Origin of the sequence: Afipia massiliensis (assembly GCF_014203115.1) — a bacterium.
Classification (GTDB): Bacteria; Pseudomonadota; Alphaproteobacteria; order Rhizobiales; family Xanthobacteraceae; genus Afipia; species Afipia massiliensis.
On record NZ_JACHIJ010000002.1, the window covers coordinates 66,362 to 89,359 of the forward strand.

15 protein-coding genes are annotated in these 22,998 nt (G+C 62.4%); 5 read left to right on the forward strand and 10 right to left on the reverse strand.

The genetic code is table 11. The features are described from left to right. Positions 1-24: 24 nt before the first annotated feature. The 6 genes from HNQ36_RS05010 to HNQ36_RS05035 form a co-directional block, all read right to left on the reverse strand. The gene (locus tag HNQ36_RS05010; RefSeq protein ID WP_184082850.1) at positions 25-783 is read right to left on the reverse strand and encodes a tRNA-uridine aminocarboxypropyltransferase; all 759 of its coding nucleotides are present in this window, start codon (positions 781-783) and stop codon (positions 25-27) included. A gap of 66 nt (positions 784-849) precedes the next feature. Continuing rightward, complete coding sequence (locus HNQ36_RS05015) at positions 850-2,781, reverse strand: ABC transporter ATP-binding protein/permease (protein WP_184082851.1); 1,932 nt, start codon at positions 2,779-2,781, stop codon at positions 850-852. A 62-nt stretch (positions 2,782-2,843) separates the two neighbouring features. After that, complete coding sequence (locus HNQ36_RS05020; RefSeq protein ID WP_184082852.1) at positions 2,844-5,948, reverse strand: efflux RND transporter permease subunit; 3,105 nt, start codon at positions 5,946-5,948, stop codon at positions 2,844-2,846. Then, positions 5,948-9,100: an efflux RND transporter permease subunit gene (locus HNQ36_RS05025; protein WP_184082853.1), complete on the reverse strand. Its 3,153-nt coding sequence runs from the start codon at positions 9,098-9,100 to the stop codon at positions 5,948-5,950. The genes HNQ36_RS05020 and HNQ36_RS05025 overlap by 1 nt, the downstream gene beginning before the upstream one ends. A 38-nt stretch (positions 9,101-9,138) precedes the next feature. Continuing rightward, positions 9,139-10,491 (reverse strand): efflux RND transporter periplasmic adaptor subunit, encoded by a 1,353-nt coding sequence (locus tag HNQ36_RS05030; RefSeq protein ID WP_184082854.1) that lies wholly within the window; start codon positions 10,489-10,491, stop codon positions 9,139-9,141. Beyond that, the gene (locus tag HNQ36_RS05035; protein WP_246395324.1) at positions 10,481-11,950 is read right to left on the reverse strand and encodes an efflux transporter outer membrane subunit; all 1,470 of its coding nucleotides are present in this window, start codon (positions 11,948-11,950) and stop codon (positions 10,481-10,483) included. Before HNQ36_RS05035 ends, HNQ36_RS05030 begins: the two co-directional genes overlap by 11 nt. A 298-nt stretch (positions 11,951-12,248) precedes the next feature. Between HNQ36_RS05035 and HNQ36_RS05040 the strand changes: the two genes are divergently transcribed. The 4 genes from HNQ36_RS05040 (at position 12,249) to HNQ36_RS05055 (ending at position 16,848) form a co-directional block, all read left to right on the forward strand. After that, on the forward strand, positions 12,249-13,562 hold the full coding sequence (locus HNQ36_RS05040; protein WP_184082855.1) for an NAD(P)/FAD-dependent oxidoreductase: 1,314 nt from the start codon (positions 12,249-12,251) through the stop codon (positions 13,560-13,562). Between the two features lie 2 nt (positions 13,563-13,564). Beyond that, the gene (locus HNQ36_RS05045) at positions 13,565-14,431 is read left to right on the forward strand and encodes a DUF1365 domain-containing protein (RefSeq protein ID WP_184082856.1); all 867 of its coding nucleotides are present in this window, start codon (positions 13,565-13,567) and stop codon (positions 14,429-14,431) included. A gap of 12 nt (positions 14,432-14,443) precedes the next feature. Then, on the forward strand, positions 14,444-15,673 hold the full coding sequence (locus tag HNQ36_RS05050) for an SAM-dependent methyltransferase (RefSeq protein WP_184082857.1): 1,230 nt from the start codon (positions 14,444-14,446) through the stop codon (positions 15,671-15,673). Between the two features lie 134 nt (positions 15,674-15,807). After that, positions 15,808-16,848 carry a cysteine synthase A gene (locus HNQ36_RS05055; RefSeq protein WP_184082858.1) on the forward strand — a complete coding sequence of 347 codons (1,041 nt, stop codon included), beginning with the start codon at positions 15,808-15,810 and terminating at the stop codon, positions 16,846-16,848. 92 nt (positions 16,849-16,940) lie between these two features. Here the strand turns inward: HNQ36_RS05055 and HNQ36_RS05060 are convergent, their stop codons facing one another. From HNQ36_RS05060 to HNQ36_RS05075, 4 genes are read right to left on the reverse strand one after another with little or no spacing between them, the layout of a single operon-like run. Continuing rightward, a complete protein-coding gene (locus HNQ36_RS05060) occupies positions 16,941-17,681 on the reverse strand; it encodes an amino acid ABC transporter ATP-binding protein (protein WP_184082859.1) in 741 nt (246 codons plus the stop codon). A 9-nt stretch (positions 17,682-17,690) separates the two neighbouring features. Next, positions 17,691-19,214: an amino acid ABC transporter permease gene (locus HNQ36_RS05065; protein ID WP_184082860.1), complete on the reverse strand. Its 1,524-nt coding sequence runs from the start codon at positions 19,212-19,214 to the stop codon at positions 17,691-17,693. Further along, positions 19,211-20,416, reverse strand: coding sequence for an amino acid ABC transporter permease (locus HNQ36_RS05070; protein WP_184082861.1), 1,206 nt, complete (start codon positions 20,414-20,416; stop codon positions 19,211-19,213). The genes HNQ36_RS05065 and HNQ36_RS05070 overlap by 4 nt, the downstream gene beginning before the upstream one ends. 19 nt (positions 20,417-20,435) lie before the next feature. Then, entirely contained in the window at positions 20,436-21,476 is a 1,041-nt protein-coding gene (locus HNQ36_RS05075; protein WP_184082862.1) for an amino acid ABC transporter substrate-binding protein, read from the reverse strand. Positions 21,477-21,718: 242 nt separating this feature from the next. Here HNQ36_RS05075 and metC point away from each other — a divergent pair, with 242 nt between their 5' ends. Further along, positions 21,719-22,918, forward strand: a complete 1,200-nt coding sequence (gene metC, locus HNQ36_RS05080; RefSeq protein WP_184082863.1) for a cystathionine beta-lyase — start codon at positions 21,719-21,721, stop codon at positions 22,916-22,918. The last annotated feature ends 80 nt before the right edge of the window (positions 22,919-22,998 follow it).

The following is a 22,998-nucleotide window of genomic DNA, read 5'->3' on the forward strand; positions in this document are numbered from 1 at the left end:
ACGACCGGCACGATGGTCGCTCGGTTACGAAGCGCCCGCGCCCTTGCCCCGCCGGTTTTCCGGACGCCGGTAATCGCGCTTGGGCCGAGGCTTCGGCGCAAGTTCAGGCATGGTCGACTGAACGGCGCGATACTGTGTCAGCATCCGCTGGAACGTCGCATTGAGTTCCGTCTCGATGTCCGGACGTCCTTCAAGCCTGCTGAGCACCATGCCCGCAGCTTCAATGGTCGACAGCCCGTCGCGCCGCGGCTCCTTGCGCAGCTTGCCGTAGAGCGACGGCTGCGCCGGTCCAAGGATGATGCGCCGGCATTTCAGCATCCACGCATTGCGCCACCACAGCGCCTTGGCCTGGCTCCACGTCCCGTCGAGCAGTACCACGCCCTCGATGTCCTTCAGGATCGATCGCTGGCTCTCCTCGAGCTCACCCTTGCGGTCGATAGCGACGATGTCCCGTTCGGTCGCCAGATCGGCGACCTTCGCCGAGCCGAGATAGAGGATCGCCCAGTCGAGCGGATCGACGGAACGGCCCAGCGCCTTGGACAGGCTCGGCCACGACAGTCCAATCTTGTGGGTCACTTTCTTGAAATGCTGTGCCGTCAGCCGCGCCGTGCCAAGCGCCCTGTCCTGCTCCTGCGGATGCTGCAGGATCAGGAGTTCGACCCGGTTGGCGATGGGCGTGACGCTGTCGCAGATGCACAGCGGCAGCGGCTTGCCGCAGCGAGGGCACTCTTCGATCTCTTCAGGCGCATCGGCGCCCGGCTTGGCTTTGGCGGCTTTTGACATGGGTCCGGCTATACGCTGCGCACCAGATGACGGCAACCTGTCAGGCACCGGCTGACAATAATTCCATCAAGCCGCCTTGCTGGGCGGCGGGGGCCGGCGGTGCCGAAGCCACCCCCCCAGCAACCGCCGCTTGCCGTGGCGCGGAATGAGTTCGATGTCGCTGACGAGCTTCGCGCCGCCCTTTCGCCGCTCGAGCGTGATCTTGCGGCTGTGAAACTCTTCCAACTCGGCGCGGTGCGCAACGCTGATGACGGTCGCTTCCTTGAGTTCGTCCTGAAGCAACTGCATCATCTTGTCCTGCCCGGTCGCATCGAGCGCGGATGTCGCTTCATCGAGGACAATGATGTCAGGGTGATGCAGGAGCAACCGCGCGAACGCCAGCCGCTGCTTCTCGCCGCCCGACAACGTCTGGTCCCAGGGAGCGTCCTCCTCGATCTTCTCGTTCAGATGCGCCAGCCCGACTTTCTCGAGCGTCTCCGCCATGGTTTCGACGGTCCAGTCGTCCGCCGCGCCGGGATAGGCAATCGCGCGCCGCAGCGTTCCGGACGGCACATAGGGCTTTTGCGGCAGCATGAAAATCCGGCGGTCGGGATGGAAATCGACGCTGCCGCCGCCCCACGGCCAGAGCCCGGCAATGGCACGCACCAGCGTGCTCTTGCCGGTGCCGGATTCGCCGGCGACAAGGACACGCTCACCGGGGCCGATCAGCACTTCCGACTCGCCGACGACGGCGGTGCCGTCGTTCAGCGTGACGGACAATTCATTGAGACGGAGCATCGCATCGCCCTCGGTCTCGCCGCGCTGGATGCGGTTAATGCCGTCGCCGGTTTCGGCGCGCTCGAGGCCGTCGAGCGACATCATCAGCGACGCGATGCGCCGCGCGCCCGCATTCCATTCCGCAAGGCGCGGATAATTGTCCACCAGCCAGCCGAACGCCGCCTGCACGATCGTGAATGCCGACGCAGCCTGCATGACCTGACCCAGCGACATGCTTCCATCCAGAAACTTCGGCGCGCACAGCAGGATCGGAATGACGGGCGCGATCAGGCTCGATCCCTGCGACACGACCGTGGTGCGCATGTGCTGCCCGCAAAGCCTCGCCCATTGCAGCAGAACATTGCCGAGCGACCTGTCGATGCCTGAGCGTTCTTCTTCCTCGCCGCCCAGCAACGCGATGCTTTCGCCATTCTCGCGCACGCGCGTCAACGCATAGCGATACTCGGCTTCCGCCTGGTTCTTGCCTTCGGACACCGAGACGAAGTTTCTGCCGATGATCGCCATCGAACTGCTGGCAATCGCCGCGTACAGAACGGCCGCGATCACGAGGAAGCCGGGAATGGTGACGGTGCTGCCGCCGACCGACAGTGTCAGCGCGCCGCCGATGGTCCACAACACGACGATGAAGGTCGTCGCTGAGAGAAACGCCTGCGTAACACCCGCTGCGAAATCAACCGGCGCATCCGTCGCGACCCGCAAATCCTCCGCGATCCGGTACTCGGGATTTTGATGATCGCCGTCGACCAGATTGAGCTGGTAGTAGCGGCCGTTGGCCAGCCAGCGCGAGACGACGGAATTCGTCAGCCACGCGCGCCAGCGCCGCTGAATGTTCATGCGGGTATAAACCTGCACGACACCGACGGCGACGCTGCCGATGGCGAGCGGGAAAAAGACGCCGGTCAGATAGAACACCGTGGAGGCGTCCTTCTTCTCGATCGCGTCGAAGATCGCCCTGTTCCAGACGTTGATGCCGTACTGAAAGGAAATCTGCAGGATGATGAGTCCGAACAGGCCGACACTCAACACCCGCGAGAGCCGGCCTCCGCCAGTGCCCCAAAAGCCGCGCGCGCTGATCCAGAATCTGGTCAGCAGATAATCGCGTTTGAGTTGTTCGAGTTCTTCAGGCGACAGAGCCGGGTCCGGCTCAAGCATTTCGGGCGGGGGAGCCTCAACCGGCTTTCCGGTTTCTGCGACAACTTCTTGAATCGGCGGTTTATTCATACCGGCCCAACGCTGATGGAACCGCAAAGTTCCATCACGCAGTGCGCCGCCACAAAATGCAATTATTCGGCAGGTGCAGCCTGCGGCAGCGGCCTCGGTCTATCGCGTCCCCGCAACCGATCGATCAGCAGATAAATGACCGGCGTCGTATAGAGAGTGAGTATCTGGGAGACTATCAGCCCGCCGATGATGGTGATGCCGAGCGGCCTGCGCAACTCAGTGCCCGGCCCTGTGGCCAGCACCAGCGGGACCGCCGCCAGCAGCGCGGCCATGGTGGTCATCAGGATCGGCCGGAAGCGCGCGAGGCAGGCTTCAAAGATCGCCTCCTCCGATCCCAGGCCACGCTGCCGTTCCCCTTCGAGCGCAAAGTCGACGATCATAATGCCGTTCTTCTTCACGATGCCGATGAGAAGGATGATGCCGATAAACGCGATCACGGTGAGCGGCGTGTTGGTGAGTTGCAGGGCGAGCAGCGCGCCCAGTCCCGCCGACGGCAATGTCGAAATGATCGTCAGCGGATGCGCGAGGCTTTCATACAGAACACCCAGAACGATGTAGACGGCGATCAACGCGCCGAGAATGAGCAACGGTTGCTTGCCTGCGGTTTTCTGGCTGTCGGCGGCGTTGCCCGCGAACTCGCCCCGGATGCCTTCCGGCATGTGCAGTTCCTCGACCGCGCGCAGGATGTTGTCGGTCGCGGTCTGCAGCGGGACGCCGTCGGGAACATTGAACGAGATCGTGTTCGAGGGGAACGAGCCCTGATGGTACACGGAGAGCGGCGACAGGCCACGCTCCATCCGCACGACTGCCGACAACGGCACCTGCGTGTCCCCCGCCCCGGCGACGTAGATCTTGTCGAGCGAGGACGGATCGCCCTGCAGCCGCTGAGCCGTTTCCAGAATGACCTGATACTGGTTCCGCTGCGTGTAGATGATCGATATCTGCCGCTGCGAGAAAGCGTTGTTCAGCGCGTTGTCGATGTCCTGAGCCTGCACGCCGAGGCTCGCTGCCGTCTTCCGGTCGATCGTGAGGTTGAGCGCCAAACCCGATGCTTCGCGGTCGCTGGAAATATCCGTGATGCCCTCGACGCTCTCCAGTTTCTTCGCAACGATCGGCGCCCATTTCGACAGAAGGTCGAGATCGGCACTGATCAGCGTGTACTGGTAGTTGGAGTCGCTTTGACGTCCGCCGGTCCGCAGATCCTGCGCGGCGAACATGAAGAGGCGAATGCCGGGCACCGCCCCGAGCTTTCGCCTCAGCCGATCGATCACCTGCTGGGTGCTCACTCCCGCGCGCTCCGCAGGTTCCTTGAGACTGATGAACATGCGGCCGGTGTTGGAGCCGCCGAAGCCGCTGGCGCTCCCGAGGCTCGAACCAATTCCGGCGACAGCAGGATCAGCCATGACGATATCCGCAACGCGCTGCTGGAGACCGAGCATCGCCTGAAACGACACGTCGGGCGACGCGCGCGTTGCGCCGATCACAAGGCCACTGTCGTCCTGCGGGAAGTAGCCCTTCGGCGTCTTGATATAGAGTGTAATCGTCAGGGCGATGGTTGCGACGAAGACCACCATGGTCAGAAACGGAAACCGCAGCACGACATGCAACGTCCGCTCGTAGAACCTGACTATTCCCGACAGGCTGCCTTCGACCAGCCGGTCGAACCATGTCGCATCAGGCGACACCGTGGTCTTGATGTAGTGCGCGCAGATCATCGGCGTCACGGTCAACGACACCACCATCGACACCAGGATGGCGAACGTCAGGGTCAGCGAGAATTCGCGGAACAGCCGCCCGACGATCCCGTCCATGAAGATCAGCGGAATGAATGCCGCCACCAGCGAGATGCTGATCGACAGCACGGTGAAGCCGATCTGCTTCGCGCCGAGCAGCGCCGCCTGATAGGGCTTCATGCCCTCCTCGAGGTTGCGGTACATGTTCTCGATCATGACGATGGCATCGTCGACCACGAAGCCGACGGAAACTGCCAGCGCCATCAGCGACAGGTTGTTGATCGAGAACCCTGCGACCCACATCATCGCGCATGTACCCGCCAGCGCCAGCGGCACCGAAATGCCTGCCGCGATGGTCGGCGTCAGCCGGCGCACGAACACGAACACCACGAGCATCACGAGAAGCGCGGTCGCGCCCAGCGTCCACTCCATGTCTTCGACGTTGGCGCGGATGGTTCCGGTGCGGTCGGAGAGAATTGAAATCTCGACCCCGCCGGGAATCCATTGCTTCAGCTCGGGCAGCAGCGCCTTGACGCGATCCACCGTCTCGATGACGTTCGCGTCCTGCTGCTTGGTCACGGTGATGAGAACTGCGGGCTGCTTGTTGAACCAGGCGATGGAACGGCTGTTGCGGGTCGCGTCGCTGACGTCCGCCACATCCGACAGCCGCACGAAGTTGCCGTTCGCAGACTTGATGACGATGTCGCGGAACTGGGCGGCGGTCCGCATCTGCGGATTTGTGGCGATGGTTTCGCTCAGCGCAGAACCGTTGAACGCGCCGACAGGTCCGATCGCGTTGGCATTGATGATGGCGGTGCGGACATCGTCGCTGGAGATACCCGCCGTTGCCAGTGCACCCGGATTGAGTTGAATCCGGACCGCCGGCTGGTCCGCGCCGCTGACGGTGGCCTCACCGACACCCGGAACCTGCGAGATGCGCTGATTGATGACCGTATCCGCGATGTCGTAGATCGCGCTCGGCAACATGGTCTTCGAGGTCAGCGCAATGATCAGAACCGGAGAGGCTGCCGGATTGGCCTTGCGAAACCGCGGCAGGGTCGGCAGATCGGTCGGCAGATCCGCGAGCGAGGCATTGATCGCCGCCTGCACGTCGCGCGCCGCGCGGTCGATGTTGCGGCCGATCGCGAACTGAAGCGAAATACTGGTCGAGCCGAGCGAGCTTGTGGACGTGATCTGATCGACACCGGCGATCTCGCCGAGCCGCCGCTCCAACGGTGCTGCGACGGTCGAGGCCATGATGGTCGGATCGGCGCCGGGACGCGACGCCGACACGCGGATCGACGGAAAATCGACCGACGGAATGCTTGCGACCGGCAGGAAATTGTAGGCGACCGCTCCGACCAGAAACAGGCCGATCGCCAGCAGCGTGGTGCCGACCGGCCTTCGGATGAATGGTTCGGAGATCGACGCCATTACTGAACGCCCTCCGTGGCTCCCGCGATCGGAGGCGACGGCTTGCCGGGCTCATCCGGCGGCACCGTGGCTTCGATCCGGCGGTTGATCCGGTCGAGCGCGAGATAGATCACCGGCGTGGTGTAGAGCGTCAGGATCTGCGAGACGATCAGGCCGCCGATGATCGAGACGCCCAGCGGAAACCGCAGCTCCGACCCCGTCCCGCTCTCAAGCGCCAGCGGCAAGGCGCCGAACAGCGCGGCCAGCGTCGTCATCATGATCGGGCGGAACCGCAGCAGGCACGCCTTCACGATGGCATCGTAAGACGACAGGCCCTGATGCCGCTCCGCTTCAAGCGCGAAGTCGATCATCATGATCGCGTTCTTCTTCACGATGCCCATGAGGAGAATAATGCCGATCAGGCCGATCACCGACAGGTCCTGCCCGCAGAGGATCAGCGCCAGGATCGCGCCGACGCCCGCCGACGGCAGCGTCGAGAGAATGGTGATCGGATGGATGTAGCTTTCGTACAGCACGCCGAGGACGATGTAGATCGTCACCAGCGCGGCGAGGATCAGCCACGGCTGTCCCGACAGCGACTTGGAGAACTCCGCAGCGTCGCCCGAATACAGGCCGACGATGTTTCCCGGCATGCCGATGCGCTTCTCGATCTCCGCGACCCGCTGAACGGCATTGCCGAGCGCCTCGCCCGGCGCAAGATTGAACGACAGCGAGACCGATGGAAACTGCGACTGATGCGAAATCGACAGCGGCGCCGTGGTGCGGGTGATCGTGGCCACGGCGTCGATCGGCACCTGTGCAGTGGGCGCCCCTGATGCACCGGCGGCGCCCGGCACATACAGCTTCGACAGCACCGACGGATCCCGCTGATACTCCGGCAGCGCTTCGAGCACGACACGGTACTGATTTGCCTGACCGAAGATCGTTGAAATCTGGCGCTGGGCAAAAGCGTCGTTCAGCGTGTCGTTGACGGCCTGCACCGAGACGCCAAGCTGGCCGGCACGCTGGCGGTCGACATTGACCAGAGCGCGCAGACCGCCCTCCTGCCCGTCCGACGATACGTCGCGGAACAGCGGATCACGCCGCATCTCCTGCACGAGCTTGTTCGACCATTCGATGACGGAGGGCGAGTCGGTCGCGCTCAATGTGTACTGATATTGCGACCTGCTGGCGCGTGTACTGATCTGGACGTCCTGCACCGCCTGGAAATAGACCGTCATGCCGGGAACGGCGGCCACACGCTGTTTCAGCCGTGCGATCACCACGGTGATATCGGTGTCGCGTTCGCCGCGCGGCTTCAGCGTCAGGACAAGGCGGCCGACATTGGTTGTCGGGTTGACCGATCCCGCCCCGATCACCGAGACGACGCCGACAATGTCGGGATCGGCCTTGATGACATCGGCGACCTGGGTCTGCCGCAACCGCATGTCCGCGAAGGACACTTCGGGGCCGGCTTCGGTCACCGCCGTGATCGACGCGGTGTCCTGCAGCGGCAGGAACCCCTTCGGCGCGACGACATAAAGCGCGAGCGTTGCAATGATCGTCAGGAAAGTCACAACCAGCGTCGCGCGCTGATGCCGCAGCACCACCAGCAGCGTGCGCTCGTAAAACGCAACCATCTTGTCGATCCAGCCACTGAGCGTGGCGAGACCCGGAACCTTGAATTCCTCGTCATGCCGCTTCAACAGCCGCGAGCACATCATCGGCGTCAGGGTCAGCGACACGACCGCCGATGTGACGACGGCAATTGTGAGCGTCAGCGCGAACTCCCGGAACATGCGCCCGACCAGACCTGACATGAACAGCAGCGGGATGAACACCGCGATCAACGACACCGTCAGCGAGATCACCGTGAAGCCGATTTCTTTCGCGCCGCGCAGCGACGCCTCCATGGCGCTCTCGCCATTTTCCATGTGACGGACGATGTTCTCGATCATCACGATGGCATCGTCGACCACGAACCCGGTTCCGATGGTCAGCGCCATCAGCGACAGGTTGTCGAGGCTGAAGCCGGCGAAGTACATCACGCCGAAGCTGGTGATCAGCGACAGCGGCAGCGCCACGCCCGCGATCAGCGTTGCGCGCAGCGAACGCAGGAAGATCAGGACCACCAGCGTCACCAGCACCACGCTGAGCACCAGCGTGAACTGCACGTCATGAACCGAGGCGCGAATGGTGACGGTGCGGTCGCTGACGATGGCGACGTCGATGCCGGCCGGAACGGCTTTCTGCAGCTTGGGTATTTCCTCGCGGATCTGCCGCACGACCTCGATGACGTTCGCGCCCGGCTGGCGCTGGATTTCGATCACGACCGCTGGCTTGCCCTGATACCAGGCGCCGGTCTTCTCGTTCTCCAGCCCGTCGATGATCCTCGCGACGTCGCCGATGGTGACCGGCGAACTGTTGCGATAGGCAATGATGATCGGCTTGTAGGCCTCGGCGGTGGCGATCTGGTCGTTGGCTGCGATGGTGTAAGCCTGCTGCGCGCCGTCGAGCGATCCTTTCGGGCCGGAGACGTTCGCGCCCGCAATCGCCGTGCGCAGGTCTTCCATCGAGATGCCGTAAGCCGCGAGACGGGCCAGATCGGCCTGCACACGAACAGCGGGTTTCAATCCGCCCAGAATGGACACGCGGCCGACGCCGGAAATCTGCGCCAGCCGCTGAGCCATCATGGTGTCGGCAAGATCGCTCATCGCCCGCAACGGCGACGTCTCCGAGGTCATCGCCAGCGTCAGCACCGGCGCATCGGCGGGATTGACCTTTGCATAGGTCGGCGGATACGGCAGGTTTCTCGGCAGCACGCCTGCTGCGGCATTGATCGCGGCCTGTACGTCCTGCGTCGCGCCGTCGATGTCGCGGTTGAGATCGAACTGCAGCGAGATCTGGCTGACGCCGAACGAACTCGTTGACGTCATCGACACCAGCGACGGGATCTGCCCGAGTTGTCGCTCGAGCGGCGCGGTGATCAGCGACGCGGCCACGTCGGGACTTGCGCCCGGCAACTGGGTCGTGACCTGCACTGTCGGGAAGTCAACCTGCGGCAAAGCCGACACCGGCAGCGCCCAGTATCCGAGCGCGCCGCCGATCATCAGTGCGATGCCGAGCAGCGAGGTCGCGATCGGCCGATGGATAAATGGCTCAGAGACGCTCATCGATGCGCGCTCACAGGTTCGACGTCATGCGCGGACACTCACTGCGGCGCTTTCGCGCCGCTGCCCGCTGGTTGTTGCCCGCCTTGCGGTGCAGCCCCTTGCTCCTTCTGACCACTGCGGCCTTCAGCCCGTGGGCCTTTCTCGCCGCCACCCGGTCCCTGCCGCTTGCGCGGCGCGAGGTCAGGCGTCGGAGCCTGATAGTCCTTGCTGATGGCGACCTTCGCGCCGTCGGACAGATTGGCGAACCCGGTCGTGACCACGCGATCCTCGACGGCGAGGCCCGACGCGATCACGGCAATGGTTTCGTTCTGCTGGACGACGGATACGGTCTTCGCGGTAACGACGTCGTTGGCGCCGATGACGTAAACGAACGTCCCCGCCGGGCCGCGCTGAACCGCAGCCGTCGGAATAACGATGGCCTTGTCCAGTGTCTGCACCTTCAGGCGCACGTTGACGAATTGTCCGGGCCACAACTGAAAATTGGTGTTGGGAAATTCCGCCTTCACCTTCACGGTGCCGGTGGTCTGATCGACCTGGTTGTCGATGCCGGACACGGTGCCGGTATCGACGACGGTCTTGCCGTCATTCCCGAACACATCGACGGCCAATGGTCCCTTCGCCGATGCCGTGTTGACGCGGAAGATCTGCTGCTGCGGCAAGCTGAACTGAACGGCGATCGGCTGCAGCTGTGTGATGACGACCAGACCGGTGGCGTCCGACGCGCGTATGATATTGCCCTGATCAACCTGACGAAGCCCGACGCGGCCCGACAAGGGCGCCACGACCTTGGTATAGCCGAGCGTTGCCTGCGCATTGTCGATCGCCGCCTGATCGGATTTCACGAGCGCCTCAAGCTGCGCAACCAGTGCCTTCTGGGTGTCCGCCTGCTGCGCCGAGCCTGCCTTGGCTGTCGCCAGTTGCTGATAACGGACCATATCCATTCGCGCGTTGGCGAGCGTCGCCTCGTCCTGCGCCTTCTTGGCGACGGCCTGATCGTACTGCGCCTGGTAGATAACCGGATCGATTTCGGCGAGCACGTCACCCGCCTTGACGTCCTGACCTTCCTTGAATTTCACCGACAGCAGTTTTCCATCGACCTGCGCGCGCACCGTTACGTTGTTCAGCGCGCGAACGGTGCCGACGCCGTCGATGTAGACCGGCACGTCCTCGATACGAGGCGATGCGGCAAGCACCGGGATCGGAAAATCAGGCCGTGTCCGCGCCGCCGTCTCGGTTTTCTTAAAATAGGTCCAGCCGAGATAACCGAGGCCGCCGATGATAAGCAGCCATACCGCGATCGACACGGTTCGCCGCCGCGCGCCCGACGCAACGCGCGCGACTCCCTCGCCGGCCGCTTTGGCCTTTTCATTCAGATCGGGCTTAAAGAGCATTCGCCGGCCCTTCCGTCCTTGGCGACCAACCCCCGCCCAATGCCTGATAGAGACTGACGACCGCCAGCAGCCGGGCGAGTTGGAACTGCGCCAGCGAATCTTCAGCCTGAAATAGCGTCAATTGCGTGTTTAGCACAGTCACGATGTCTGCCGTGCCCGCGCCAAGCTGCCGTTCCGACAGCTCAAATGCCCGCCGCGACGCCGCCACCACGATGCGCTGCAGCCGCAGCCGCTCGTTCGCCTGCTTGAGCGTCGAGAGCGCCGTGTTCACATCGGCAAACGCCGAGACCACGGTCTTGCGATAGGTTTGCAACAACTCATCCTGCCGCGCCTGTTGCAGGTCGAAGTTGGCCTGGATCCGGCCTGCATCGAAAATCGGTTGCGTCAGTCCCGCCGCCACGTTGAAGAACGCCGATTGCGGGGTGAACAGCGCCGCCAGCGCCGCGCTCTGATAGCCACCCTGTCCGGTCAGTTGAATGCTCGGGAAGAACTGCGCTCGCGCGCTGCCGACATTTGCGGTCGCAGAAGCGAGCTGGTTTTCCTGACGCCGGATGTCGGGCCGCTGCGTCAGCAGGTCCGACGGGATGCCCGGCGTCACGCGAGGAATTGCAATCCCTCCAAGCGAGCCGCCGGCCAGTTGCACCCGCTCCGGCGGGCGGGCCACCAGCGTGGCGAGAATGTTGGCATTCTCTGCCAGCGCCTGCCGCAGCGGCGGCACCGCCGCCTTCTGGTTCGCCAGCAGGCTTTCCTGTTGCGCCAGATCGAGGTCGGACCCCGTTCCCGCATCGACGCGCGCCTTGATCGCATCGTAGATGCGCTGCGCGCTGGCGATGTTGCGCGTCGCGATCCTGATCCGCTCCTGCGCAGCGACCACGTTGAAGTAGGCGTTGGCGACGCTCGCCAATGTCGTCAGCGCGACGACGTCGCGATCGAAGCGGTTGGCGTTCGCTGTCTCTTCGGCGGCCAGCAGGGCGTCGCGGTTCTTGCCCCAGAAATCGATCTCGTAGCTCGCGCTGAGCGACGCCGTGTGGTTGGTGACCTCGCCGCGTCCGGTGATCGGAGTAGCGCTCGTGATCGTGCCGGTCGTGCTCGATGAACGCGAACGCGAGCCGGAAAAACTGCCGGTGACGTTCGGCAGCAGCGCTGCGCCTGCCGTCTGCGCGAGCGCGTCCGCCTGTCGAATGCGGGCGACCGCGGCGGCGATGTCGAGATTGACGGTCTGGGCCTCTTCCATGAGGACCGTCAGTTCCTGCGAGCGGAAGCCACGCCACCAGTCCAGCGTCGGCGGTTTGGTGTCGGCCGCACCCGATGCGGATTTATAGGCAGCCGGGATGTCGAGCGCCGGATCAGGCAGGTCGGTCGTGAGGATGCAGCCGCCCGACGTGGCCGCCAATGCCAGCGCCGCGCATAGCGCGAGCGAAGGCAGCGGAAATGCGCCACGTTTCAGCTTGAGGGGCAACTCGAACACCGGGGCGAATACTCTCCAACAGGGCCAGAATCCTATTGTAGCGGGCCGTTCTGGCGGCGCACAGGGATGTTCCATCGCCGCCCCCAAGACAAGGGCCACCTGTGTCTCCGCAGTGTCACATCTGGAATTGCAGTTGGCCCCATAAACAGGGGACTTTCCGAATTTCGCGCGCTTGTGCATTGACAAGCGTTACCAAGATTTCATGTGCCGATTCGGCGGTTCGCGCGCTCCTGAAACCTCAACAGCACACTCCCGTATCTCAAACACGGTTTTGACAACGGGGGTTGGAATGCGAGTCGCGATTATTGGAACGGGAATTGCCGGCAACGCCGCAGCGTGGGCCTTGTCGCGGCGATACCCGGTCACAGTTTATGAACGCGAACTTCGCCCCGGCGGTCACAGTCACACTGTCACCCTCGATTACGATGGAACAACGGTCGCCGTAGACACCGGTTTCATCGTTTACAACGAAATGAACTATCCCGGTTTCACCGCGATGCTGGCTCATCTCGGCGTGGAGACCGTCGAGAGTTGCATGAGTTTCGCGGTCACCGCAGACGCGGGCCGCTTCGAGTGGAAGGGTGGCGGCGATACCTGGAAAGAGACGACGAAAGGCCTGTTCGCGCAGCCGCGCAACCTGCTCTCCCCGTCATACCTCTGGATGCTGCGGGACATTCTCATCTTCAACGAGACGAGCGTGAAGGATCACGCAGACGGAACACTCAAGGATCTGTCACTCGGCGACTACTTCACGATGCGCGGTTTCGCTCCGCGCTTGCTATCGGACTACCTCGCGCCGATGGGGGCTTCGATCTGGTCGGCGCCGGCGGATCGAATTCTCGATTTTCCCGCCGAGAACTTCGTCGTGTTCTTCAACAATCACCGCCTGCTGCAATACGATCGCCCGAAATGGCGATCGATCAAGGGCGGCAGCCAGGTATATGTCGACAAGCTAACGGCTGCATTCCGCGATCGCCTGCGTCTCGGCTGCGCGGTGACGTCGATCAAGCGCACCGGGCACGGCGTTGTGGTCGAAGACAGCCTCGGGCATACCGACACCTATGATCATGTCGTGATCGCCGCGCATAGCGATCAGGCCCTGAAGATGCTGTCCGACGCCGACGCGAACGAGCGCAGCGTGCTTGGCGACATTCGCTACGCCCCGAACACCGTCTATCTGCATCGCGATCCCCGGCTGATGCCGAAGCGCAGGAACGCCTGGGCCTCGTGGAACTTCCTGCGCTGGAAGCGCGACGGCGCGCCGGTCAATGATGTCGCGGTGACTTACTGGATGAACCCGCTGCAGGGCCTCGACAATGCACTGCCGCTGTTCGTCAGCCTCAATCCGCCCTTCGCACCCGATCCGGCGCTCACCTTCGGCCGCCATCTGTGCGATCATCCGCAGTTCGATACGGCGGCGTTCGCGGCGCAGACGCGCTTGCCGGACATTCAGGGCAAGCGCCATACCTGGTTCTGCGGCGCATGGACCGGTTACGGCTTTCATGAAGACGGCTTGCGATCGGGGTTCACGGTCGCCGAAGCCTTGGGGGCATCGATCCCATGGCGCGAGCCGCCCCAAGAGCTTGCACAAGCAGCGGAGTGATCATGCTGCCGGACGAGACGAGCAAGCAGGCGAAACCCGACGAGGCAGCGGCGCTGTATCTCGGCGACGTCATGCATGCGCGGCTCAAACCCATAAATTCCAGATTCACGGGCCACCGCTTCAGCTACCGGGTCATGAGTCTGCTGATCGACCTCGACCGGCTGGACGCGGCGGACCGGCAGTCACGGCTGTTCGGTGTCAATCGCGCGGCGCTCTACAGCTTCCATGAATCCGATCATGGCGACCGCGACGGCTCGCCGCTGCAAGCTTACGTCCATCGCTGCGCCACTGAGCGCGGGATTGATCTCGCCGGCGGCAAAGTCCTGTTGCTGTGTTATCCGCGGCTGCTCGGCTACACCTTCAATCCGCTGTCGTTCTACTTTTGCCATCGCGCGGACGGCACGCTCGCGATGCTGATCTACGAGGTCCGCAACACGTTCGGCGAAATCCATTCCTACGCGCTTCCCGTTGCCCCGAACGAGATCAGCGAAGCCGGCGTCCGGCAGGAGCAGGACAAGCTGTTCTACGTCTCCCCCTTCATCGACATGGCCATGCGATACCGTTTCCGCGTCACGCCGCCGGGGGACCGCGTGAAACTGCGCATCCTGGAATCCGACGCGGAAGGCCCCGTTCTGGCGGCGACGTTCAACGGTAAGCGGCGGCGACTGACCTCTGCCGCGCTGATCCGGACCTTCGGTGCGCTACCGTTCGTAACTTTCAAAATCATGGCGGCGATACATTGGGAGGCCTTGCGTCTTTGGATCAAAGGCGCAAGAATTGTGGCAAGACCAACAGAGAAGGACAGTTCGGCAGACAAACGGCCGGCACACGCGAGCAGAAGATTTGGACCCAGAGCCACATCACACTGATGGAATTGCGCGATGTCTGACCTGATCACCCTGACCCCCGACAACGTCGAGGCGGTCTTGCCTGACGTGCCCAAACTGGTCCAATTCGCACTCACGTTCGCATCCAATCTCCGGCGCGGCACGCTCGACATCACCCTGCCGGATGGCCGCGTGGTGCGCTGCGGCGGACTTGAGCCCGGCCCCGCCGCGCAGATGACGGTCTACAACTACGGTTTTGCATGGCGGCTTGCCCGCGGCGGCGACATCGGCATTGCCGAATCCTATCTGCGCCGCGAATGGGACACGCCCGACCTGACGCAGTTCCTTTATATTTTCTGCGTCAATCACGACCTGATCCAGACCATGCTCGGCGACAAACCGATTGCGCGGTTCGTGCAGTCGGTTCGTCACTGGTTCAACCGCAACACCAAGCGGCAAGCGCGCCGCAACATTTATGCGCATTACGACATCGGCAACTCGTTCTACTCGGCATGGCTCGACCCGAGCATGACCTATTCGTCGGCGCTGTTCGAGGACGGCACCAGCGATCTCACCGCCGCACAGCACAACAAGTACCGGCGTCTCGCGGAGGCGATCAACCTGCAGCCCGGACAGAAAGTGCTTGAGATCGGCTGCGGCTGGGGCGGCTTCGCGGAGTATGCCGCCAAGAACTACGACGTAAAAGTCGTTGGGCTCACCATCAGCACCGAGCAGCGCGACTTCGCGCAGAAGCGGATGCAGGCCGCAGGGCTGAGCGACAAGGTCGAAATCAGGTTTCAGGACTACCGCGACGAGCGCGGGCAATATGACCGCATTGCCTCCATCGAAATGATCGAGGCCGTCGGCGAGCAATTCTGGCCGCAGTACTTCACCCAGTTGCGAGATCGCCTCGTCCCGGGTGGTTTCGCGGGAATTCAGGCGATTACCATTCAGGACAAGTTCTTTCACGCCTACCGGCGCGAGGTCGACTTCATCCAACGCTACGTTTTCCCCGGCGGGATGCTGCCGTCGCCGCAGGTGCTGAAATCGCTCGGCGAGAAGTTCGGTGTTCCTGTTATCCGCGAGCGCATTTTTGGAGAAGATTATGCCAAGACGCTCGCGACATGGAGAGACAACTTCCGCGCAGCGTGGCCGAACCTGATGCCGCTGGGATTCGATGAACGCTTCCGGCGGCTGTGGGAATACTACCTCGCCTATTGCGAGGCCGGATTCCTGTCCGGCAACATCGACGTTCGTCAGGTCGTGTTCGCCAAATCGGGTTAACCACGGCCGGAACACAGCAGATCACGCCTGCACGTGCTGCCCTTGTCGGAACGATGGGTGGCCTCTAGGTTGTGGGGCACAAGCTCATCCTTCCTTTGCCTCCTGACACAGCCGGTCCCGGGTCCTTCAATATCATGCACATTCGCAAAGACGTCATCGACGCTATCGGAAACACTCCCCTCATCAAGCTGAAGCGCGCCTCCGAAGAGACCGGTTGCACCATCCTCGGCAAGGCTGAGTTCATGAATCCTGGCCAGTCGGTGAAGGACCGCGCCGGGAAGCAGATGATCCTCGAAGCGGAGAAGCGCGGCGAACTGAGGCCCGGCGGCCTGGTCGTTGAAAGCACGGCTGGCAACACCGGAATCGGCCTCGCTCTCGTCGCCGCCGCGCGCGGCTACCGTACCATCATCGTGATCCCGGAAACGCAAAGCCAGGAAAAGAAGGACGTGCTGCGGCTGCTCGGCGCCGAACTGGTGGAAGTGCCGGCGCTGCCCTACAGCAATCCGGACAATTATCAGCACGTCGGTCGCCGGCTCGCGGATGAACTGCGCAAGACCGAGAAGAACGGCGTGATCTTCGCCGACCAGTGGAACAACCTGGATAACCGCAAGGCGCATTACGTTTCGACCGGCCCCGAAATCTGGGACCAGACGGACGGCAAGGTCGACGGCTTCATCTGCTCCATCGGCAGCGGTGGCACGCTTGCGGGAACGGCGACGTTCCTGCGCGAGAAGAAGAAGGACATCATGATCGGCGTGGCCGATCCGCGCGGCGCTGCGATGTACAACTACTTCGATCATGGCGAGGTCAAATCGACCGAAGGCGGTTCGGTGACCGAAGGCATCGGCCTCGGTCGCGTCACCGCGATCATCGAAGACGTCAAGGTCGACAAGGCCTATCTCATCGAAGACGCGGAAGCCGTGCCGATCGTGTTCGATCTTCTTGAGCATGAAGGCATCTGCGTCGGCGGCTCCTCCGGCATCAATATCGCGGGCGCCATCCGTCTCGCGAAAGACCTTGGTCCCGGCCACACCATCGTGACCGTCCTTGCCGACTACGGCACACGGTATCAGTCGAAGCTGTTCAATCCGGAATTCCTGCGCTCGAAGAACCTGCCGGTGCCGGCGTGGCTCGAGCGCAAGAGCACGATCAAACCGCCGTTTGAGAAGATGTGAATTCTTCGTCATTGCGAGCGAAGCGAAGCAATCCAGAACATAAGAAAGAACTGGATTGCGTCGTCGCAAGTGCTCCTCGCAATGACGAGGGGCTACCTTAAAATCTGGCTGAGAAACAACTTCGTCCGTGCGTGCTGCGGGTTCGAGAAGAACCTGTCCGGCGTATTCGCTTCGACGATCTGACCGGCATCCATAAACACGACGCGGTCGGCGACTTCGCGGGCGAAGCCCATTTCGTGGGTGACCACCAGCATGGTCATGCCTTCCCTGGCCAGATCGACCATGGTGTCGAGCACTTCCTTGACCATTTCAGGGTCGAGCGCAGACGTCGGCTCGTCGAACAGCATCACCTTCGGATTCATCGTCAGCGCGCGCGCAATCGCCACGCGCTGCTGCTGCCCGCCTGAAATCTGGCCGGGATACTTGTCGGCCTTGTCGGGTATCCGGACGCGCTCGAGATATTTCATCGCCGCGGCTTCCGCATCCTTCTTCGGGATGTTGCGCACCCAGATCGGCGCCAGCGTGCAGTTTTCCAGCACGGTCAGATGCGGGAACAGATTGAAACTCTGGAACACCATGCCAACCTCGCGGCGCACGTCATCGACGCGGCGCAGATTCGGCCCAAGCTCGATGCCATCGATGACGATGCGGCCTTCCTGAAATTCCTCCAGCGCATTGACGCAGCGGATCAGCGTCGATTTGCCCGAGCCCGACGGTCCGCAAACCACGATGCGCTCGCCGCGGCCGACCGCCATATCGACGTCGCGCAGCACATGGAAGTCGCCGAACCACTTGTTGAGGCCCGAGATGCTGACAATGGGATCTGCGGTCATGATTTCATCTCAGACATTCTTGTGAACGTTCAGGCGGCGTTCCACGAACAGCGAGTAACGCGACATTCCAAAGCAGAAAACGAAATAGATCATGCCGGTGAAGGCAAAGCCGGTGAACAATGTCGACGGCGTCGCCCAGTTCGGATCGGCGAAAGACGCGCGCAACTGTCCGAGCAGATCGAAGATCGCCACGATCAGCACCAGCGTGGTGTCCTTGAACAGCGCGATGAAGCTGTTGACCAGAGCCGGAATGACATTCCGCAACGCCTGCGGCATCACGATCAGGCCAGTGGTTTTCCAGTACGACAGGCCGAGCGCGTTGGCTGCTTCCGGCTGTCCGCGCGGGACGGCCTGCAAACCGCCGCGAATGACCTCGGCGTTGTATGCGCCGGCAAAGAGCGCGATGCCGATCAGGACGCGCACCAGACCATCGACGGTGAAGTTGCCCGGCAGGAACAGCGGCAGCATGTAGGTCGCAAAAAACAGCACCGTGATCAGCGGCACGCCGCGCCAGAATTCGATGAAGGCAATCGAAAACACGCGGATCAGCGGGATGGTCGAACGGCGGCCAAGCGCAAGCACGATGCCGACCGGCATCGACGCGACGATGCCGGTGACCGACACAACGAGCGTCACAAGCAGACCGCCCCACGACCGTGTATCGACAATCGGCAGGCCGCCCTGATCGAGGCGCATCACCTTGATGACGACGGCGATGCCGATAAAGATCGCAATGCTGCGAAACAGCGCCCGCCAGCCGTTGCGAAATCCGCCGGTGAAGAAGAACACAAGCAGCGATACGATGACGGCGGTTGCCGTCAGATCCGCCCACAGCGGCGAATGGAACCGCTCGGTGTAATCGCGCAGCCACTCCAGCGGCCACACCAGCCAGCCGAGCCCCTCGCCGAACCACGCAAGCGCCTTTCCGACCCATGCGACCGGTTGGCTTAACCAGCCTCGACTGATCGTTGCTCCCGCGCCCGCGAGCTGGTTACCCGCGTCTACAAGGCTGGACGCGAATCCCGATCCAAGATCGGCGACCCAGTGCACGGCAAAAGCTTTCACACCGCCGCCGCGCAGCAGAAAGAAACCGATCACGGGATAGGCTGCGAAAAACAGCCCGGAGTTAAGAGCTTTGGCAGGCGCGCGCGGGATCAGCAGCGGCAACAGCAGCAGCGCGCCGAGCGCGAACGTGAGGTTGACCCGCCAGCGTTCCTCCGCCGGATAGAAGCCGTAGATGAACTGGTCAAACTTCGCCTGAATGTATGGCCAGCATGCCCCGACCACGCGCCCCACGTTCGACTCAAGGCAGGCGTTTCGATCGCTGCCCTGCCACACCGCATCGACCAGCAGGAACTTCACGACAGGCACAAGGATCAGCCACAGCAGCACAGCTCCGATGAGCGTCATTGCGATGTTGAGCGGTGAATTGAACAGCCGTTCGCGCGCAAAGCCGATCACGCCCGTCGTCCTGACGGGAGCGCGGCGCGGCTCGACGATGTTTTGCCGGATGAAGGCTGCCTGCTCGGTCATGCGGCAAGGCTCCTGTTCAGACGCCAGCCGTAGAAACTCATGATTGCGCTCGTGACCAGCGAGATCAGCAGATAGACGCCCATGGTGAGAGCGATGATCTCAACCGCCTGCCCGGTCTGGCTCAATGCCGTTCCGGCAAATACCGAGAACAGGTCGGGATAACCGATCGCAACCGCTAGCGACGAGTTCTTGGTGAGATTGAGATACTGGTTGGTCAGCGGCGGCAGGATCACGCGCATCGCCTGCGGAATGATGACCAGCCGCAAGGTCTCGCCGCGCGACAGACCGAGCGACGCGCCCGCCTCCATCTGGCCCTTCGGCACTGATTGCAAACCGGCACGGACGATTTCAGCGATGAATGCGGCGGTGTAGGTCGACAGTGCGATGGTCAAGGCCGCGAATTCCGGCAAAACCTTCGCGCCACCGACGAAGTTGAAGCCCCTCAACTGCGGCATGTCGAAGGTGACAGGCGCGCCGAACATCGCGATGGCCAGCGCGGGCAAGCCGATCAGCATGGCCAGCACAAACGGCCAGATCGTGAGCTTCTCTCCGGCGACGAACAACTGGCGACGTGCGTAGGCGCGCATCGCAAGCGACGCAACGATGCCGATCGCAATGGCCACGACGAACACGCCGAACGCTTGCAACGGAACGGGATTGGGGACGATCAGTCCGCGATTGCTCAGAAACACAGTGCCGAACAGCGAGATGCTCTGGCGCGGGCTGGGCAGCGTCGCCAGCACGGCCAGGTACCAGAACAGAATCTGGAACAGCAGCGGCAGATTGCGGATCAGTTCGACATAGCCGCCGGCTATCCGCGCCAGCAGCCAGTTCGGCGACAGGCGTCCCAGCGCGACGAGTACGCCGATGATCGTCGCGATCACGATGCCGACGATGGACACCAGCAGCGTGTTCAGCAGGCCAACAACGAAAACGCGCGCGTAGGAATCGCTTTCCGTAAACGGGATCAGCGCCTGACTGACCGCGAAACCCGACGTGTTGGACATGAATCCGAAACCGGACGCGATCCGCTGGGTCTGAAGATTGGCCCTTGCATTATCGACGATTTCGTAACCGACCCAGACGACGAGCGCGACGAACAGGATCTGTACGACCACACCGCTCCACCCCGCCTGGCCGCCCAGCGCACGGCGAAGCCGTGCGACCAGTTGCAGTGGGGGCTTGCGGGGCTCATTGGCCATTCGCCGCGTCCGGCGACGCTTAGCGAATGGGCGGCGCGTACTGCAGCCCGCCCTGATTCCAGAGCTTGTTCAATCCGCGCGCAATGTTGAGCTTCGAGCCGGCGCCAACATTGCGATCGAAGGATTCACCGTAGTTGCCTGTCGCCTTGATGATTCGCGTGACCCAATCCTTCGTCAGGCCGAGTTGCTCGCCGAGGTTGCCGTCGGTGCCGAACATCCGCTTCAGTTCTGGCTTGCTCGACTTCGCCATCTCGTCGACGTTCTTCTGCGTGATGGCATACTCCTCCGCATTGATCATCGCGAACAGCGTCCACTTCACGATATCGAACCACTGGTCGTCGCCGTGACGCACCACGGGACCGAGCGGTTCCTTGGAGATCACTTCGGGCAGGACGGCGTGATCGTTCGGTGCGGCAACCTTGAGGCGCTCGGCATACAGCTGCGAGACGTCGGACGTGAACACATCGCAACGCCCCGACTCATAGGCCTTCAGTGTCTCGTCCGCGGTGCCGAACGCGATCAGCTCGTACTTCATGTTGTTGCCCTTGAAGTAATCCGAGGTGTTCTGTTCGTTCGTCGTGCCGGTCTGAACGCAAATCGACGCGCCGTTCAGTTCCAGCGCCGAATTGACCTTGAGCGACTTGCGGATCATGAAGCCCTGCCCGTCATAATAGGAAATGCCGGTGTAGTTCAGGCCCAGCGATGTGTCGCGCGACAGGGTCCATGTCGAGTTGCGCGAGAGCACATCGATCTCGCCCGACTGGAGAGCCGTGAAGCGATCCTTCGCCGACAGCGGCACGAATTTCACTTTGGTCGGATCATTGAAGATCGCAGCCGCGAGGGCGCGGCAGACATCGACATCGAGGCCTATCCAGTTGCCCTTGTCATCGGGTGCCGAAAAACCGGGCAATCCCTGGCTGACGCCACAGGACAGAGTGCCCCGGTCCTTCACGCCCTGCAGCGTTCCCCGGTCCTTGGGCTTGTCCTGAGTCTGGGCAAGGGCGGACTGGACGGCAAATGCCGAGACAATCGAAATAAGAGCGAGAGATACCCGTTTCATAGAAAGACCTTTCCCGATAGTTCGGCACTGGCGACGACAACGTCGCGCGGGGCTAAACGATCCTGCTGATGTATACAGACCCAGCTAAATATCTGGTCTGCATAACAGAACGCCGCGCGTGACGGGTCAAGGGGTTGACGTCGGCCATCACGGTCAGCTTACTGAGCATACCACTCATAGGCAGCGTATTGGTCATTGTCGAGCAACGCTGCGGCAAGATGTCTTCCACAAGTGATCATCACATGATTTCCCGAAAAGACGACCGACCTTCCGTATCGCTCGATCCGCAGACCGAGCTGGTGACCTCCGGTCGCGACACCCTTGCGCAAAAGGGTTTCATCAATCCGCCCATCGTGCGCGGTTCAACGGTGCTCTATCCGACCGCCGAAGATCTCCACGCCCATCGCGGAGAGTATCAGTACGGCCGGCATGGGACGCCGACCACCAAGGCGCTTCAGCAAGCCTTGATGGCGCTGGAAGGACCGAACTGTGCCGGCGTGGGACTTGCGCCGTCAGGCGTCGCGGCAATTTCCACAGCGTTATTGGCGATTCTCAAGGCCGGCGATCACTTGCTCGTCATCGACAGTTCGTACCGTCCCACCCGGAATTTCTGCGACAGCCTGCTCAAGCGCTATGGCATCGAAACCACTTACTTCGACCCGCTGATCGGGGCCGGGATCGAAAAGCTGTTCAAGTCTAACACCCGGGCCGTCCTGGTCGAAGCGCCGGGATCTCAGTCATTCGAGATGCCGGACATACCGGCCATCGCCGCCGTCGCTCATGCCAAGGGTGCGCTCGTCGTCGATGACAACACCTGGGCAACGCCGCTGTTTCACCGCTCGCTCGATCAGGGCGTCGACATCAGCATCCAGGCCGGAACGAAATATATCGGCGGGCATTCCGACATCATGTTCGGGACCATTTCCGCCAACGCAAAGACGTGGCCCCTGATCACCGAAGCGATCCGTCTGCTCGGCGTGTGCGCCGGACCTGACGATGTGTTTCTTGCCTTGCGCGGGCTCCGGACATTGGCCGTGCGCCTTGCTCATCACCAGCAGGCAGGTCTCGACATGGCGCGCTGGTTCGCTGCGCGTCCCGAGGTTCAGCGGGTGATTCACCCTGCGCTCGAAAGCGATCCGGGGCATGCGATCTGGAAGCGCGATTTCACCGGCGCCACGGGCCTGTTCAGCATCGTGCTGAAGCCTGCATCGAAGCAGGCGGTCGACGCGTTTCTCGACACGGTCACGCTGTTCGGCATGGGTTATTCGTGGGGCGGCTTCGAAAGCCTCGTCATCCCGTTCGACTGTTCGTCGTATCGAACCGCAACGACATGGAATCCGGGCGGTCCCACCCTTCGCTTCCACATCGGTCTTGAGAACCTGGATGACCTGAAAGCCGATCTGGCGCGCGGCTTTGACGCGCTTAATGCCGCGGCGAAGTGATCTTACCTTTCGTCATTGCGAGCCAACGGGTCCGGCTTCGCCGGCCCGATGACAGGCTCCACGAAGCAATCCAGAATTTT